The organism is Trinickia camelliae, from assembly GCF_053525655.1.
The window spans coordinates 534,910-550,736 of record NZ_JBCHAA010000001.1 but is presented as its reverse complement, the minus strand read 5'-3'; the positions used below and the strand labels follow the sequence as shown (position 1 = coordinate 550,736).

The 15,827-nt window shown below is 62.8% G+C and carries 17 protein-coding genes; 7 read left to right on the top strand and 10 right to left on the bottom strand.

From position 1 onward, the window contains the following. Nucleotides 1-18: 18 nt before the first annotated feature. Nucleotides 19-939, bottom strand: a complete 921-nt coding sequence (locus tag AAHK20_RS02535; protein WP_449179843.1) for a LysR family transcriptional regulator — start codon at nucleotides 937-939, stop codon at nucleotides 19-21. A gap of 181 nt (nucleotides 940-1,120) precedes the next feature. On the opposite strand from AAHK20_RS02535, the gene AAHK20_RS02530 reads away from it, so the two are divergent. From AAHK20_RS02530 to AAHK20_RS02505, 6 genes are read left to right on the top strand one after another with little or no spacing between them, the layout of a single operon-like run. After that, complete coding sequence (locus AAHK20_RS02530) at nucleotides 1,121-2,404, top strand: aromatic ring-hydroxylating oxygenase subunit alpha (RefSeq protein ID WP_449179842.1); 1,284 nt, start codon at nucleotides 1,121-1,123, stop codon at nucleotides 2,402-2,404. Beyond that, nucleotides 2,401-2,901, top strand: a complete 501-nt coding sequence (locus AAHK20_RS02525) for an aromatic-ring-hydroxylating dioxygenase subunit beta (protein ID WP_449179841.1) — start codon at nucleotides 2,401-2,403, stop codon at nucleotides 2,899-2,901. The genes AAHK20_RS02530 and AAHK20_RS02525 overlap by 4 nt, the downstream gene beginning before the upstream one ends. Nucleotides 2,902-2,914: 13 nt before the next feature. After that, nucleotides 2,915-3,292 carry a hypothetical protein gene (locus AAHK20_RS02520; protein ID WP_449179840.1) on the top strand — a complete coding sequence of 126 codons (378 nt, stop codon included), beginning with the start codon at nucleotides 2,915-2,917 and terminating at the stop codon, nucleotides 3,290-3,292. Nucleotides 3,293-3,296: 4 nt separating this feature from the next. Beyond that, complete coding sequence (locus AAHK20_RS02515; protein WP_449179839.1) at nucleotides 3,297-3,812, top strand: nuclear transport factor 2 family protein; 516 nt, start codon at nucleotides 3,297-3,299, stop codon at nucleotides 3,810-3,812. Next, nucleotides 3,809-4,972: an amidase gene (locus tag AAHK20_RS02510; RefSeq protein WP_449179838.1), complete on the top strand. Its 1,164-nt coding sequence runs from the start codon at nucleotides 3,809-3,811 to the stop codon at nucleotides 4,970-4,972. The genes AAHK20_RS02515 and AAHK20_RS02510 overlap by 4 nt, the downstream gene beginning before the upstream one ends. A 14-nt stretch (nucleotides 4,973-4,986) precedes the next feature. Continuing rightward, complete coding sequence (locus tag AAHK20_RS02505) at nucleotides 4,987-5,730, top strand: SDR family NAD(P)-dependent oxidoreductase (RefSeq protein WP_449179837.1); 744 nt, start codon at nucleotides 4,987-4,989, stop codon at nucleotides 5,728-5,730. A 15-nt stretch (nucleotides 5,731-5,745) separates the two neighbouring features. Here AAHK20_RS02505 and tatC read toward each other — a convergent pair whose 3' ends face one another. The 4 genes from tatC to AAHK20_RS02485 form a co-directional block, all read right to left on the bottom strand. After that, nucleotides 5,746-6,525 (bottom strand): twin-arginine translocase subunit TatC, encoded by a 780-nt coding sequence (gene tatC / locus AAHK20_RS02500; RefSeq protein WP_449179836.1) that lies wholly within the window; start codon nucleotides 6,523-6,525, stop codon nucleotides 5,746-5,748. Next, complete coding sequence (tatA, locus tag AAHK20_RS02495; RefSeq protein ID WP_449179835.1) at nucleotides 6,522-6,719, bottom strand: Sec-independent protein translocase subunit TatA; 198 nt, start codon at nucleotides 6,717-6,719, stop codon at nucleotides 6,522-6,524. The genes tatC and tatA overlap by 4 nt, the downstream gene beginning before the upstream one ends. Nucleotides 6,720-6,861: 142 nt before the next feature. Beyond that, entirely contained in the window at nucleotides 6,862-8,340 is a 1,479-nt protein-coding gene (locus AAHK20_RS02490; RefSeq protein ID WP_449179834.1) for a YncE family protein, read from the bottom strand. Continuing rightward, nucleotides 8,340-8,828, bottom strand: coding sequence for a DUF305 domain-containing protein (locus AAHK20_RS02485; RefSeq protein ID WP_449179833.1), 489 nt, complete (start codon nucleotides 8,826-8,828; stop codon nucleotides 8,340-8,342). The genes AAHK20_RS02490 and AAHK20_RS02485 overlap by 1 nt, the downstream gene beginning before the upstream one ends. 243 nt (nucleotides 8,829-9,071) lie before the next feature. Between AAHK20_RS02485 and AAHK20_RS02480 the strand changes: the two genes are divergently transcribed. Continuing rightward, nucleotides 9,072-10,580: a M81 family metallopeptidase gene (locus AAHK20_RS02480; protein WP_449179832.1), complete on the top strand. Its 1,509-nt coding sequence runs from the start codon at nucleotides 9,072-9,074 to the stop codon at nucleotides 10,578-10,580. Between the two features lie 288 nt (nucleotides 10,581-10,868). Here the strand turns inward: AAHK20_RS02480 and AAHK20_RS02475 are convergent, their stop codons facing one another. From AAHK20_RS02475 to AAHK20_RS02455, 5 genes are all read right to left on the bottom strand, one after another. Beyond that, nucleotides 10,869-12,107, bottom strand: a complete 1,239-nt coding sequence (locus AAHK20_RS02475; protein ID WP_449179831.1) for a dienelactone hydrolase family protein — start codon at nucleotides 12,105-12,107, stop codon at nucleotides 10,869-10,871. A gap of 51 nt (nucleotides 12,108-12,158) precedes the next feature. Next, nucleotides 12,159-12,875 (bottom strand): SDR family NAD(P)-dependent oxidoreductase, encoded by a 717-nt coding sequence (locus AAHK20_RS02470; protein ID WP_449179830.1) that lies wholly within the window; start codon nucleotides 12,873-12,875, stop codon nucleotides 12,159-12,161. Nucleotides 12,876-12,942: 67 nt separating this feature from the next. Further along, on the bottom strand, nucleotides 12,943-13,245 hold the full coding sequence (locus AAHK20_RS02465; RefSeq protein WP_449179829.1) for a Zn-ribbon domain-containing OB-fold protein: 303 nt from the start codon (nucleotides 13,243-13,245) through the stop codon (nucleotides 12,943-12,945). Continuing rightward, the gene (locus AAHK20_RS02460; RefSeq protein WP_449179828.1) at nucleotides 13,242-14,408 is read right to left on the bottom strand and encodes a thiolase family protein; all 1,167 of its coding nucleotides are present in this window, start codon (nucleotides 14,406-14,408) and stop codon (nucleotides 13,242-13,244) included. Before AAHK20_RS02460 ends, AAHK20_RS02465 begins: the two co-directional genes overlap by 4 nt. A gap of 27 nt (nucleotides 14,409-14,435) precedes the next feature. Continuing rightward, the gene (locus tag AAHK20_RS02455; protein WP_449179827.1) at nucleotides 14,436-15,779 is read right to left on the bottom strand and encodes an MFS transporter; all 1,344 of its coding nucleotides are present in this window, start codon (nucleotides 15,777-15,779) and stop codon (nucleotides 14,436-14,438) included. Nucleotides 15,780-15,827: the final 48 nt, after the last annotated feature.

Genomic DNA, 15,827 nt, shown 5'->3' with positions numbered 1-15,827 from the left:
CTTCTTACCGCTTGAATCTCACATTTTCGTGAAGCCCGCCAGGATGTCGGTCATCAGGCCGCGCATCCAGGCGATACCTTCGTCTTCGTGGAAATGCTCGTGCCAGTGCATCGTCACTGCCGCCTTGGGCAACTGAACCGGCAACGTATAGACGCGGAACGCGTCGCCGCGATTGAGGATATGCGCGAGACGTTCCGGCAGCGTGGCGAACAAGTCCGTCGCGGCCAGCACGCCGGGAACCGCAACGAAATGCGGCAACGCCACCGCGATATTGCGCCCCACGCCCTGCGCGCGAAGTGCATCGTCCAGCTCATGGTGGCTGTGTTCGAGCGAACGCACCTGCAGGTGCGACGCAGCCAGAAAACGGTCGAGCTTCAACGTGTTTCCCACCGGCAAATCGTGGCGCTTGCGCGTCATGCAGACATACGACTCCTCGAACAACAAGGCGTGACGCGTGCGCGGCAAGAGCGAAGGCAGATTGCCGATGGCGAAATCGAGCCGGCTCGAACGCAACGCCTCTTCGATCTCCTCCACCGGCATCGGCTCCACTACGAGCTTCACGCGCGGCGCCGCGTCCTGCAGCGCGGCGCAGATCGCGGGCAGATAGGCCATTTCCCCTGCATCCGAAAGCGAAAGCCGGAACGTGCGCGTGCTCGTCGCCGGATCGAAGCGCTCCGCGTAACGCAGCGCCTGACGCACGGTGTCGAGCGCGAGCCCGACGATCTCCGCGAGTTCGAGCGCAACGGGTGTCGGCTGCATGCCGGAGCGTGTGCGAATGAACAGCTGGTCGTCGAACAGCGTGCGCAAACGCCCAAGCGCATAGCTCACCGCCGGTTGGGACAGCGCGAGACGCTCGCCTGCTTTGGTCAGGCTGCGCTCCTCCACGATCGCCTGAAACACGCGCAAGAGATTGAGGTCGATGTGGTCGATGGATGTCATGGGGATCTCGCGAGATATCGGCCGCATTTATCCGGCGACCTGTTTTTAATCGATTTGACGCATGATCCTCGGAACGCGAGACTGATGTCAACGAGAGGATGTGCCGATGTCGCACCGCCATCCTCATCGCATCTTTCACGCATCTTTCACATTAGCCACTCAACTTCTCGCCACGAACACGATGAGTACGCCGACCTATCAAAGCATCGACACGAGCGCGCTCCACAAGCGCGCCGAGGCCGATCGCATCGCGCCTTCCCTTTACACCGATCCGCAGCTCTTCGAGGAAGAACTCGAACGCATCTTCTACAAGACGTGGGTCTGGGTCGCGCATGAAAGCGAATTGCCGAAGCCGGGCGATTTCGTCACCACCACGATCGGCCGTCAACCGGTCATCGTCGTGCGCGACAAAAGCGGCGCGGTGCACGTGCTGCAGAACCGCTGCCGCCATCGCGGCGCGACCGTGTGCGAAGAGCACAAGGGCAATGCGAAAGGCTTTACGTGCCCGTATCACAGCTGGTCGTATGCGCTCGACGGCACGCTGCGCGCGCTGCCCTATGGCGACGGCTACGAAGGCGTGTGCGACAAAGGCGAGCTGCCGCTCAAGAAGCTGCGCGCCGGCATCTATCAAGGGCTGATTTTCGCGAGCTTCAACGAGACCATCGAATCGCTCGAGGATTTTCTCGGTGGCGCGAAGCCGTGGATCGATCTCTTCATGAAGCAAGGCGCGGGCTATCCGATCAAGGCCAACGGCGAGCACAAGTTCAAGTTCAAGGGCAACTGGAAAATTCAGCTCGAAAACACCACCGACCTCTATCACTTCCCCGTCGTGCACAAGTCGTGGATGAAGTCGATCGACGAAGAAACGGCCGCCGCGATCACGAGCTTCATGACGAGCGATCAGGCCTTCTGCCGCTCGCTCGGCAACGGCCACAGCCTCGCGGTGCTGATGCCGGAGATCGTCGATCTGGACCAGGACGACGGCGCGCCGCTGCCCGAGCGCTTCAACGAACTCGCGGCGCAACTCGCGAACAAGCACACGCCGGAGGAAGTGCGCCGCATCGTGCGTTCGCTCATGGGCGTCGGCTTCAATCTGAACCTGTTTCCTAACCTGGCGTTGTCGATGGCGTTCTTCCGCGTACTGCGGCCCATTGCCGTCAATGAGACCGAGATTCGACACGTCGCGCTCGCGATGGACGGCGGCCCCGAGGAAGCGAACCGCACGCGCCTGCGCATTCACGAGCACTTCCAGGGACCGTTCGGCTTCGGCAGCCCCGACGATGCGGAAGCCTGGGAACGCGTGCAACGCGGCTCGTATGCGGGCCCGGATGTGCCGATTCTCGTGAATCGCGGCCTCAATCGCGAAACCACCGCTCCCAACGGAGAGAAGACCGCGCACGCCACCGACGAGACCGGCATGCGCGAAGCCTACAAGCAATGGCGCGCAATGATGGAGCAGGCATGATGGACGACCGCAACGCACTTTTCTCCCACCAAACCTTCGCGCGCGCGATCGAATTCATCTGGCGCGAAGCCGAGTTGCTCGATCGCCGCGACTATCGCGCGTGGCTCGAACTATGGGACTCGCAAGGCTTCTACGTGGTGCCGATCGATCCGCAAACGACCGACTTCGCATCGACGCTGAACTACGCCTACGACGATCAGCACATGCGCGAATTGCGCGTGCAACGCATGACATCGGGCTATTCGGCATCGGCCTCGGATGCGGCGCGCACCGTGCGCACCGTCTCGCGCTTCACGCTCTCCAGCGACAGCGCGGACCTCGTCGAAGTGAAGTCGTCGCAGATCGTCATCGCGTACAAGCGCGGCGTGTCGACGATCTTCGCCGCCGATCTCACGCACAAGATCAGCATGGCGAGCGGCGAGCCGCGTCTCGTCGAAAAGGTCGTCCGCCTGATCGATTCGACGGAAGCATTGAGCGCCGTCGGCTTCCTGCTCTGAGGCGCCGCAAGCCATGACCGATACCCGACACCTGCCGTTGCGCGTGCTGTTCTGCTGCGGCGTCTCACAGAATTTCTTCGACCTGCCGCGCGAACGGATCGGCGAAGTGTGGCAAGCCTACGGCAAGATGCTCAACGCCATCGAAGCCATGGAAAACGTACGCGTGCTCGGCGTGATGGACGATGACCGCCTCGTCGTCGGCCACGCGGATGGCGCGCCGTGGACCTTCTACATCATGGCCGACGTCGCCGATTTCGACACGGCGGCGGCTGTCTGCAATCTCTATCGCACGACGCCGGTGGGCGACTACAACCTGTGGCGGTACGGCAAGATCGAGGCGCGCGTGGGTCGCGCGCTGAGCGTGCCGCCGCCCGTCGCCAACCCAGCGTGACGCGATGACTGACTCGATCATCGAAGCCCTGCTTGCGCGCATCGAAGCGCTCGAAGCCCAAAACGCGGTCCGCAAGACCATCGCGCGCTACATGGCGCTGTGCGACGTGCCCGCCCGTGCGCTCGAAGGCGAATCGCTCGCCGCGCTGTTCACCGACGACGCTGTGTGGGAAGGCATCGGTCCGCACTACGCCGACAAGTTCGGCCGTCTGCAGGGACGCGTGGCCATCGTCGGCATGCTGCAGCGCTATCTGCCTCCGACGCCGCATTTCGCCACCAACGTGCACTTCCTCACCGCCGAGCACATCGAAGTGCATGGCGAAACGGCGAAGGGCCGCTGGATCATGCTGCAAGCTTCCGGCTACATCGATGCGAAAGCGGAACTCATCGCTGCTCGCCTCGAAGTGGATTTCGCGCCGTCGCCGTCTGATCGCGGAGTGTGGCTGATCCGGAATTTCCGCACGGAGCGTCTTTTCGATGCGCCGTGGCACGTCAATCCGGCAAGAGGACTCACGTCATGAGCGCATTTTTGCGGACCTTCGATCTTGGCGCGGATCGACACGCACATCGAGACGCGGAAGCTCCGACGATCGCCATCAAGGACAGCATCGATATCGCGGGCTATCCGACCACCGCCGCGAGCCGCGCGCTCGCCGATGCGCCGCCCGCCGCGAAGCACGCCGAAGTCGTGCAGCGCCTCATCGATGCGGGATGGCGCATCACCGGCAAAACCAACATGCACGAACTCGCGTTCGGCATGACCGGCATCAACGACGTTTTCGGCACGCCCGTCAATCCGCAGGATGCGTCGCGCATTCCGGGCGGCTCGTCGAGTGGATCGGCTTCGGCCGTGGGCCAGCGGCTCGTCGATGCCGCGCTCGGCACCGATACCGGCGGCTCGGTTCGCGGCCCCGCCGCATGCTGCGGCGTAATCGGCTTGAAGCCGACGTTCGCGCGCGTGTCGCGGCAAGGCGTGACGCCAGGCATCACGACGCTCGACTGCGTCGGCCCGTTTGCACGGGACATGAATACGCTCATCGACGTGATGAGGGCGATCGATCCATCTTTCCAGGTCAATCGGGCGCGCGGCGATGCGTCGAACCTGCGTGTGGGTGTCGTCGATGTCGAAGCGGAAGACAGCATCGTCGAAGCGATTTCCGCTGCGGTCGAACGCTCGGATTTGCCCACGCGCGGCATCACGCTGCGCTCGATGAAGGACGCCTTCGCCGCCGGTCTCGCGGTCATCAACGCGGAAACGTGGCGCGCGTTCGGGCATCTGGTCGAGACAGGCAAGCTTGGCGCCGATGTCGAAACGCGGCTGAAAGCAGCGTCGAACACGAGCGCGGCCGATCTCGAAGCCGCGGAGCGCGTGCGCCGCACCTTCGGAGATGAAGTGGACCGCGCGCTCGACGAGGTCGACGTCCTCGTGCTGCCCACCCTGCCCGCGCTGCCGATCACGCTCGCTGCGGCGCGCGCGGGCACGCCGGTGATCGGCATGTCGTCGCTGATCCGGCCGTTCAATTTGAGCGGACATCCGGCGCTCTCGCTGCCCGTCCCCGTTCGTGATTCGGCGCTGAAGGCGGGCTTGCAGATCGTCGGCCGCAAGGGAGACGACGAACGCGTCTGCGCCGTCGCCGCGCATATCGAAGCGATGCTCTCGCAGCGAGCTTCTCACACATAACAGGGATAGCCGATATGTCGAACAGAATCGTGCTGGTGACAGGGGCCGCGCGTGGTTTGGGCGCGGTCGTCGCACGGCGCTTTCATGACGCGGGCTACAAGGTCGCGTTGGGCGACATCGCGATTGAAGAGACGCAGACACTCGCACGCGAACTGAGCGCCGACGGATCGAGCGCGTTCGCCATCAAGCTCGATGTCACGTCGAAGGCCGACTTCGAGGCGGCGCGCGATGCACTGCTCGATCGCTGGGGCGCCATCGATGCGCTCGTCAACAACGCGGGCGCGTCGAAGGTCGTGCCGGTCATGGAGATCACGGCCGCGCAATTCGATCAGGTCATCGATGTGAATCTGCGCAGCGTGTTGTTCGGCTGTCAGGTCTTCGGCCAGTATTTCGCGAGTCGCAAGGCTGGGCGCATCGTCAACATCGCCTCGCTCGCGGGACAGAACGGCGGGTCGGCCACTGGCGCGCACTACGCCGCTGCCAAGGGTGGTGCGATCACGCTGACCAAGGTCTTCGCGCGCGATCTCGCGGCACACGGCGTCACGGTAAACGCCATCTCGCCGGGGCCGCTCGATTTGCCCATCGTTCATGAAAGCGTGCCTGCGGACAAGCTGGAGAAAGTCATCGCAGGCATCCCGGTGGGCAAGCTCGGCTCAGCGAGCTATATCGCCGATGTCGCCGTGCTGCTCGCTTCTCCTGATGCTTACTTCGCGAATGGTGCGTGCTGGGATGTCAACGGCGGGCTGTATATGCGTTGAGGTCCCATGGCATGACTATCGCTGTCCTTCGGCTGCCTGCTCCTTGATCCCGTCCTTGCGTGTGATCGTCGCGGCTGCAATGATTCCGATCTCGTACAGGATGACAAGCGGGACAGCGAGAATCAGCTGAGAAAACACGTCCGGCGGCGTCACCACGGCGGAAATCGCAAACGCACCGACAATCACATACGGCCGAATCTCGCGCAACTGCTTGACCGTCACGATCCCCATTCGCGCGAGGATCACAACGATGATCGGCACCTCGAACGTCACGCCAAACGCAAGAAATAGGGTGAGGACGAAACCCACATACTTGTCGATATCCGTCGTCATCTCCACCCCGAGCGGCGCGTTGTAATGCGCCATCACTCGGAAAATGGTGGGAAACACGACGAAATAGGCGAATGCCATGCCGCACAGAAACAGCGCGTAACTGCTGCCGACCAGCGGCACGACGAGTTTCCTTTCGTGCCGATAAAGCCCCGGAGCGATAAACGCCCAGATTTGGTAAAGCACGACAGGCAGTGCGATGACGAGCGCAACCAACAGGGTGACTTTCATCGGGACGAAGAACGAGCCGGTGACGTCGGTGACAATCAGCTTGCCGTCCTTCGGCAAGTTCTGGATCAGCGGATGAGCCAGCAGCCGGAAGATATCGGAAGCCCAATAAACCAGTCCCAAGAACACGAAGACCACTGAAGCGCCCGCGCGGATGATCCGGTCACGTAGTTCGACCAGGTGTGAGATGAAGGTCTCTTCGACTGGCTCGTCTCTAACGTGTTGCAGGTCGCTCATTTTTCGATCTCAACGGCACCGTTATGAGGCAATTGACGCGGCCCCTCCGAAATTTGACTGTCCGCCATGCCATCTTTGAATCCCTTGACCGCACCACCCAGATCGCTCCCGATGTTGCGCAGTTTCTTCGTGCCGAAAACAAGCGCCACGATCAGCAACACGATCATCCAATGCCAAATGCTCAACGAACCCATGATTGAAAACCCTCTCTGAAACCATCGTTGAGTGCATTAAAAGCGAACGAGGTATCTGGATTGTGTCGGGAGAGTGGCCGATTGCATGACTGTGTTTCTGCGCGGGCGGCATACACATTGAGAAACAATTCTGCGAGGCGGCTTACAGCGCCTGCACCTGAACCGGCGCACCGGGTTTGCCCGACACCTGGGGCGCGATCACGAGGTAACGGCGCTTGTCACCCGCCGCGCTCACGCCCGGCGCGACCACCTGGCGAATCTGGCCGATCGTGTTGACGATCGCCGAACCGGCCGGATTAGTCATGAAGCTCGCCAACACATCGATATTGCCGCTGCCGTCTGGATGGTCCGATAGGCCGAGAACATAAGGCTGCTTTGGCTGCAATCCGGTGACCGCGGCTTGCAACACCTGCACGAGACCCTGTTCGAACAGCGCGACGTTGGTGGGAGCGACGGCGGAACCCGCCGACTTGCCCGTTCCCGCCGGCACCAACGTCAAGTGATCGGTTTGTCCTGCCAAGCCGAGCGGCACCGTATTCTCGGTACCGTCCCCCTCGGGCACGGCGTTCGGCACGTAGGTCACCGCCTGCGGCGCCTGGCCGATCGGCACGGTGGCGATGACCGTATTGGTCAGCGTGTCGATGGCGGCCATCGCATCGGCGTTTTCGAGGCCTACGTACACGCGGCTGCCATCGCCCGACGGCCAGATGCCATGTGGCAGATTCCCGACGGGGATGGTTGCGACCTGCGAGAAGTCGTCGGTGCGAAACACCTTGATCTGATTCAGACCACCCACCGTGACGTAAGCAAACATGCCATTGGCGTTGTGCACGATGTTCACGTGATTCGTGATGGGACCGGTATCGAGCGTCTTAAGCAATGCGAATGGAGGATGCGCATCGAAAACCTGAGTCTTGCCCACGTCCTTGAGCGTGAACCACACCTGCTTGCCATCCGGCGTGGCCGCGAGATCCGGGCAGAACGGACTCGCCTGCTGTACCTTGCCGACGATCTTGTGATCGGCGACGGAAATGACTTCGGTCTCCGGATTGAATGACGAACACACGTACCCATACTTGCCGTCCGGCGAAAAAATCTGCATCCCTGGGCCGGCCGGAACGATGATGCGGGCCTTTTCTTCGAAGGTGGTTCCGTCGAGCACCGACACGTAGTTTTCACCACGCACCGTCACCCAGACTTCCTTGCCGTCAGGGGTGAAAAACGCCTCATGCGGCGAACGGCCAACGTAGGTCACGTGCTTGACGGCATTCGTTTGCGTATCGATGAACGTAACCGAGTTTGAGCCGATGGAGACCACCGCGATCGTCCGATGATCTGGCGAATAGCCCATGCCGTGCACAAGCACCTGACCGTGATACAGCGGGCTGAAGTTGGCGGGCGTCGGGTCACCCAGGCGAATCAAGCCTACGAGTTTGTTCGCGGCGGGATCGATCACCGACACCGTGTTCGAAAACTGCTCGGCTGCATAAACACGGTCGTGATGGCTGACCGGCACATCCGCATCCGACAGCGCCCCTGGGGCCTGGCCGGCCGATGCGAAGTGCGCCGCAGCCATGGCGATCGCGGCCAGCGCGGTCGCAAGAATCGGGATAGGTTTCATCATGGCTCCTGGTGCGCGTTCATCGCGCTATTCAAATGCCCGCCGTTACGGGACACCGGTTGTGCTGGGGTGGGATGGGAAGCGGGTGCTTGCTGGTCGGGCGCGGGTGCAGGCGGAGGCAGCGGCTGCCCTAGCGCGAGACGCATGGCGACGATTTCCTGCTGCTGCCCGACGATGATCTCCTGCGCAATGCGTCGCAATTGTTCGTTGTGCCCGTAGCGCAACTCCGCCTGCGCCATGTCGATGGCGCCCTGATGGTGAGGCACCATCATCGCGACGAAATCCTGGTCGACGTTGCCTGTCGGTTTGACGGACATGTCGTCCATCATCTTCGTCATGGCCTTTTCATTCTCGGAGAGAAATGGACCTTCGTCGGCGCTTGCGCCGTCAGGCCCAGCAGCGAACGTGGCGCCCGGTGTGCTCACCAAGGCCAGCGCTGCAGCGGCCGCCAGGGTCGAGCGTGTGATCGATCGGAAAACGGAAGCCATGGGACGAACTCCTGCCTGGTATGGGGCCCGACGGGCCCTAGTCTCGCATTGAACGAGGCTCGGATCCCTTGTGTTGCTCACGAAGCAACGGTACGTGAACAGAGTTGCTCTTGCTAGCGGGCTTTCTCCGCCGCACGATGGTCCCACTCGACGAGCCGGACGAACACGAGGAATCTGGGGACCGGTCCTCATAGCTTAGGAAAGACCACGCCCTTTTCATATCGAACAGAAGGATGAATGGCAATGAAGATCCTGATCGCAGGCTTTCAACATGAGACCAACACGTTCGCGCCGACCAAGGCGTCGTTTCAGAGCTTCATTCAGGGCGAAGGTTTTCCGCCGCTGGTGCGCGGCGCCGACGTGCTGAATCTGCGCGACGTGAACGTGCCGATCGGCGGTTTCATCAAGGTCGCCGAGGCGCAAGGACATGAGCTGATTCCCGTGATCTGGGCGGGCGCGAGCGCGTCGGCGCACGTGACCGTGGACGCGTTCGAACGCATTGCCGGCGAGATCACCGACGCGGTCACAGCGGGTGGCTTCGATGCCATCTATCTGGACCTGCACGGAGCGATGGTCGCGGAGCACGCCGACGACGGCGAAGGCGAGCTGCTTGAACGCGTGCGTGCGGTAGTCGGCGATAGCATGCCGCTCGTTGTGTCGCTTGATTTGCATGCGAACGTGACTGAACGAATGTTGAAGCATGCGGATGCGATGGTTGCGTACCGGACGTACCCGCACGTCGACATGGCCGAAACGGGCGAGCGCGCGGCGCATCTGCTCGACAGGCTGATCGCGGAGAAGCGCAAATTCGCGCGCGTCGCCCGGCGCATTCCATTTCTGATTCCGGTGAACGCCATGTGCACGCTGGTCGCGCCCGCCCATGACATGTACGACGCACTGGCATCGCTTGAGCGCGATACGGTCGTGTCGCTGTCGTTTGCGCCGGGTTTTCCGGCTGCGGACTTCCCGGAGTGTGGCCCTGTGATCTGGGGTTACGGATTCGACCATGACGCGCTCACGAAGGCGATCGACACGCTGTACGCCAGAATGCTCGCGGAGGAATCGTCATGGGAAGTGCCGTTCCTGACACCCGACGAAGCGGTTATCGAAGCGATGCGGATCAGCCGGAACGCCGACAAGCCGGTCATCATCGCCGACACGCAGGACAACCCCGGCGTGGGTGGCGACTCGAATACGATGGGCATGGTGCGCGCGCTGCTGCGCCATGGTGCGAGCGATGCGGCCGTCGGTGTGATCTGGGATGCGGACGCTGCGGCCGCCGCGCATCGCGCCGGTGTCGGCGCGCGCATCGAGCTTGCGCTGGCGGGCCGTTCAGGCGTGCCCGGCGATGAGCCGCTGAAAGGCACGTTCGAGGTGGAGCATGTGTCCGATGGCCGCTTCCGCTTTGACGGTCCGATGCTGAACGGCATGACGGGCGAACTCGGACCGGTTGCTTGCCTGCGTATCGACGGCGTGCGAATCGCTGTCAGCAGCGTCAAGATGCAGATTTTCGATCGCAATCTCTATCGCGTTGCGGGGATCGAACCTGAGCAGATGAAAATACTGGTCAATAAGAGCTCCGTTCATTTCCGTGCGGATTTTCAGGAGATTGCGGAGACCATTCTTGTCGCGAAGGCGCCCGGACCGATGGCGGCGGACCCGGCCGATCTGCCGTGGCAGCGTCTTGATCCGCACATCCGGGTGCGCCCGAAGGGGCCTTCCTTCGACGAGACTCGCTCAGCCGTCGCATGACGACACACTCGATCGCGCGAACTTTGCATGCCTATCGGCGCGAGCAAGCGGCGGCAAATGCAAACTTGGATTTCTCTATGCGCGCCCTATACTGGAAAGGAGCCGCGCGGAAGCCGGTCCTGATTGCAGCACGGGGCTCGTAATCTCCCCATAGGACGCGGTAGCGGGGCCACGGAAACGCCTGCGATAGCAACGCGGGCGTTTTCTTTTGCGCGGGCCAAACCCGTTTCGGCGCGGCTCTCGCCCGCCGCCTGCTTTCACCGCAAGCAGGCGGGTCCTCCTCCCCGATCAGATCGGCTTACCCTCGCTGGTCTCCCAATTGCGCATCAGCGTATTGCTCGGCAAACTCTCGTCGACCATTTTCTTGGCCGTCGCAATCCCGGCAATCGGCAGTCCCGTCGGGTCGAGCACGCCAATTTGCACGAGCACCGAGGCCTGGTCCCAATAGATGTGCTCGTTGTACAGCTTGTCGCCCCGAAAGCAGACGACCGCCAGCATCGGAATTTCAATGTACTTCCCGGTGGGCGCCAATCCCGGCAGCAGCCAGTCGATTTCGCGATCGTGAGTCGCACAGAACACGAACTCGTCGACGATCCGATCTGCGCCGATGGTGCGTGACAACGGAATCAGCCGCGTGTCGTCGGGATTCGCGTGCACGAAGTGGTATTTATAAAAGCGCTTGAGCTGGTCGTGGCCGACTCCACCCGTCATCGTCGGAACGTGGTTGACATAGGGCTCGGCAACCATGGTGGGCATGACAGCGTTCACGTCACGCGTGGCGAATTCGTAGTAGCAGTGCAAATCCCACAGCGCATTCAGGTCGTAGATGGGACCCAGCACTTTGCGCAACATCGCAAGCGAGCGCGAGTACGCCATCATGGCGGCGGGCTTGTCGAAGTGCTCGCGCTCCGGGGTCGCGAACGCGTGATCGCAATCGGGGTAGACGTATTGCTCGATCTGCGGATGCTTGCCAAGCGCCGCCTGGATCTTTTCGCGCGTCTCGGGCGGGCACATCGCGTCACGGCCGGCAAAATGGAACACCATCGGGCTGCGGATCGAGGGCACCTCATCCAGAAACGCGTCGAGGCCCACGCCGTAGTAGCTCACCGCGCAATCGATGTCCGTCCGGGCAGCGGCCAGCATCGCGAGCTTGCCGCCGAGGCAGTATCCCAGTGCACCCACCTTGCCCGCCTGCTGCGGCAGCGCGCGCAGTGCTTTGAGGGTTATCGCGATGTCCTCGACTGCGAGCCCCGGATCAAGGCGCGCGTTGTAGTCGAGCGCGGCAGCAAAGTCTTTTTCGCCGTACCCCAGTTCGACTCGCGGCTGCATGCGCCAGAACAGATCCGGCACCAGCACCACGTAGCCTTCCTCCGCGAAGCGGTCGGCCATCGCTTTCATATAGCCGTTGATGCCGAAGATCTCTTGCAACAGGATCAGCCCCGGCCCCGAGCCCTGCTTGGGTTTCGCCATGTATGCCGAAAACGCCTGCCCGTGACCCGCATCGATCTGAATGAACTCGCCGCTCATGATCCGTTCCTTTCCGTCTAGAAGTGTTGATGCTATCTGTTTGACCACCGCTCACGCGACGCCGGCCAGGCTTGCCTGGACCGCGCGCCGGTCCGCTGCCAGGCCCGACGCGATCTGTTGGGCCATCATGCCGACGTAGACTTCGTCGCCCCCTTCCCTCAGCGCCGCAAAAACCGCCTCGACGACTTCGGCGGCCGGAATCTTCGGTGGAGGAAAATCGCGGCTCATGTCCGTATCGACGGCGCCGGGAAGAATCGACAGCACGCGCACCCCATGTGGCGCGAGTTCCGCACGCACACCCTCGGTCATCCGCAAGGCAGCCGCTTTCGAAGCGCAAAGCGACGCCATGGAAGGCAGCGCCACGCGCGCCAGAATCGACGACACATTGACGATTGCGCCACCACTCACTCGCAACGAGGGAGCGAATGCGCGAATCATGTTCAGGGTGCCGAAGTAATTGACCTCCATCTCCTCGCGCGCTGCGCTCAGGTCGGTTGCAGCGAGCGCGGGCTCGAGGCGGTTGATGCCGGCGTTGTTCACAAGCAGGTTTGCGTCCCCCGCCAAAGCCGCTGCGCGTGCCACGTGCCCCGCATTCGTGATGTCGAGTTCGACCGGCACAACGCGTGAGTCGCGATTGCCTAGCGTCTTGATATCGCGCGCGCCTGCATACACCTTCCGCGCCCCCTGTTCCAGCAGCTTCTCGACGAAGCACGCACCGACCCCGCGATTGGCTCCGCTCACAAACGCAACACAGCCTTCAATCTGCATCTCGAACTCCGAACGTTTTATCCCGTTTATCGCCTGCCCCTGCGCTCACTCGCGCGTCGCCTCAGCGTCAAACCGCGCGGCCGATCACACGACCGGCGTCGTCAACGTCGAGACTCACCGCATCGCCGGATCGCATGGCGCCATCGAGCCGCGCGATCACGATCGGTCCGGCGCTCGTCGCCACGCTCGCGAGATGCACGTCGCCCTCGCCGTGCGCGCCGACGCGATGCCTCACGACAGTCGACTCGGCGACCGTGCCGCGCTCCACCGCACACTCGCGCCATTGGCCGCCGCCACATGCGGGGCAGAAATAGCGCGCGGGAAACAGCGTTTGCCCGCACTGCGTGCACCGAAATACCTTGAGTGTCATTGCGCACCTCGCAGGTCGCTTTCGAGTACGACGGCGTTCGCGCACATGCCGTAGCGATACTCGACCATGCCGTATCCGCTCACTACCGCTAGGCGCGCGGCCTCCACTTGCCGCTCGCCCGCGGCGCCGCGCAATTGCGTGATGGCTTCGACGAGGCCATGCATGCCGCCTGCGGCACCAGCTTGCCCCGCGGACAATTGCCCGCCCGAGGTGTTGACGGCCAGCTCGCGCGCGGCGATGCGTGAAATCAGTCCGCGCAGATCGCCGTCCGGTGCGAAGCCGAGATCGGCGAGCTGCACCAGGGCCATGACGGGGTAGTCGTCGTAGACGGACACCACGTCGATATCCTCCGGCGTTACGCCGGCCTGTCGCCACAAGTCGCCGGCAATCGTCGCCAGCGATGTCTGCAATCCATCGCCTGCCTGATGGTCGAGGTTATAGCGGCATTGCAATGCACGCACGCTCACGTTCCTCGCATGGCGGACGAGGTCCGCGCGCGCGACGATCACCGCGTTCGCGCCGCAAACGACCGGCACGCAATCGAAGCGGCCCAGCGGGTCGGCGACGAGCGGCGCCTTGAGGTATTCGTCGATCGTCAACGGCGCGCGGTAGACGGCACGCGGGTTGAGCGCGGCCCACGCGCGTTGCGCGACACATAGCGCACCATAGTCGCGGCGCGTCAGGCCGTGCTGCTTGGCGTGGCGCTGCGTGAGCATCGCGAACAGGCTGTTCGGGCCGCCGTTCTCGAGCGGACGCAACCAAGTGCGCGTCGTCAGGTTGTAATGCTCGACCAGTTGCTTGAAATCGGCCGGTTCGAAGCGGTCTCCGGACACGAGCGCAATGACATTCGCGTCGCCGTGCTGAATCGCGCGGATCGCGTGCTGCAGCATGTTGATCGCACTCGCGCCGCCATGACAATCGTCCATACACCAGCGCGGGCTCAAGCCGAGCCGCCACGCAAGATCAATCGCATGATCGGGAGCGAGCGTGAACGATGCCACACCGAGTCCGTCGATTTCCTTCGCCGTGAACCCCGATTCGGCGAGGGCCGCTGCGAACGCCTGCGCGAGCAGATCGCCCGTAGTCGCGTCGCCCGCCTGGCGCCGATACGGCACCTCGACACCGGCCGCCAGAACAACGTCGGCAAATGGACTGGATTGCATATAAGAAATCCTTGGGCGCTGGGAGTATCAACGCGCACGCTGGCGCGCGGTCTCATGCGTGAACAGGAGCGAAATCACCGTGATCATGCCCATCCCGATCAACAACAGCGCCACCGGCCAGACCGCGTGATAGTGCGCGAGCAACGCAGTCGCAACGAGCGGCGACAGGCCGCCCGCAAATACCGAGGCAATTTCGTGTCCCAGCGCCATGCCCGAGTAACGCACTTCCGTGCTGAACAGCTCGCCCATCAAGCTCGGCTGCGTGCCGATCATCGCGCCGTGGCAAAGCGGGTTGCCCAGCATGAACGCCAGCCAGATCAGCACGGGCACGTGGGTGCCGATCAGCCAGAAGAACGGAAATGCGATCACCACGAAACCCGCCGCACCAATCATGTACACCGGCTTGCGGCCAATGCGATCGGAGAGCCGCCCCCACAGCAGCATCGCGCCGAGCTCGACGCTCATCGACACGATCACGCCCGCCAGCATGATCTGATTGGGCACACCGATGAACTTGCCGTACACGAGCGAGAAGGCCAGCACGATGTACGAACCGCCGTTCTCCGCCACCCGCAGACCCATCGCCATCAGGATCTCCTTCGGATGCTTGCGGATCACTTCGAGCACCGGCATGTGCGCTTTCTTGCCGGCGGCTTCGGCTTTCGCGTAATCGGCGCTCTCAGGCAACTTCGAGCGAACGTAGACGCCGACGCCGAAAATGAAGATCGACAACAGGAATGGAATGCGCCACCCCCAGCTCATGAAGGCGTCCTTCGGCAGCATCTGCACGAGAAAGAACACACCCGCCGAGAGTACGAAGCCGCCGCCCACGCCGATCTGGCTCCACGCCGCGTAAAAGCCGCGCTTCTCGGGCGGCGCCGACTCGCTGATCATCAGCACCCCGCCGCCCCATTCACCGCCGGCCGCGACGCCTTGCAAAATGCGCAGAACCAGCAGCAGCACCGGCGCCCACAGGCCGACTTGCGCATACGTCGGCAAGAAGCCGATCAGGAACGTCGCGCCGCCCATGATCGACAGCGTCCAGACCAACGCGCCCTTGCGTCCGTAGCGATCGCCGATATGGCCGAACAGCACGCCGCCGAACGGCCGCGCCGCGAAGCCGACCGCAAAGCCCGCGAACGCGGCCAGGGTGCCGAGGAGCGGATCCGTGCCCTTCGGAAAAAACAGTCCGCCGAACACGAGCGCTGCAGCCGTGCTGTAAAGGAAGAAGTCATACCATTCGAGCGAATTGCCCACGACCGATGCGAAGACGATGCGCCGCAGCGACTTGCTGTCGACCGAAGCGGTCGTCACCTCCGCCGCGTCATCGTGGGGGGTGCTTGCTGCAGATAACGTTCGCGTGCTTGCCATCTGTTTCTCCGGGCGTGCATCTGTCGACGCACTCAATGCTGCTGATGG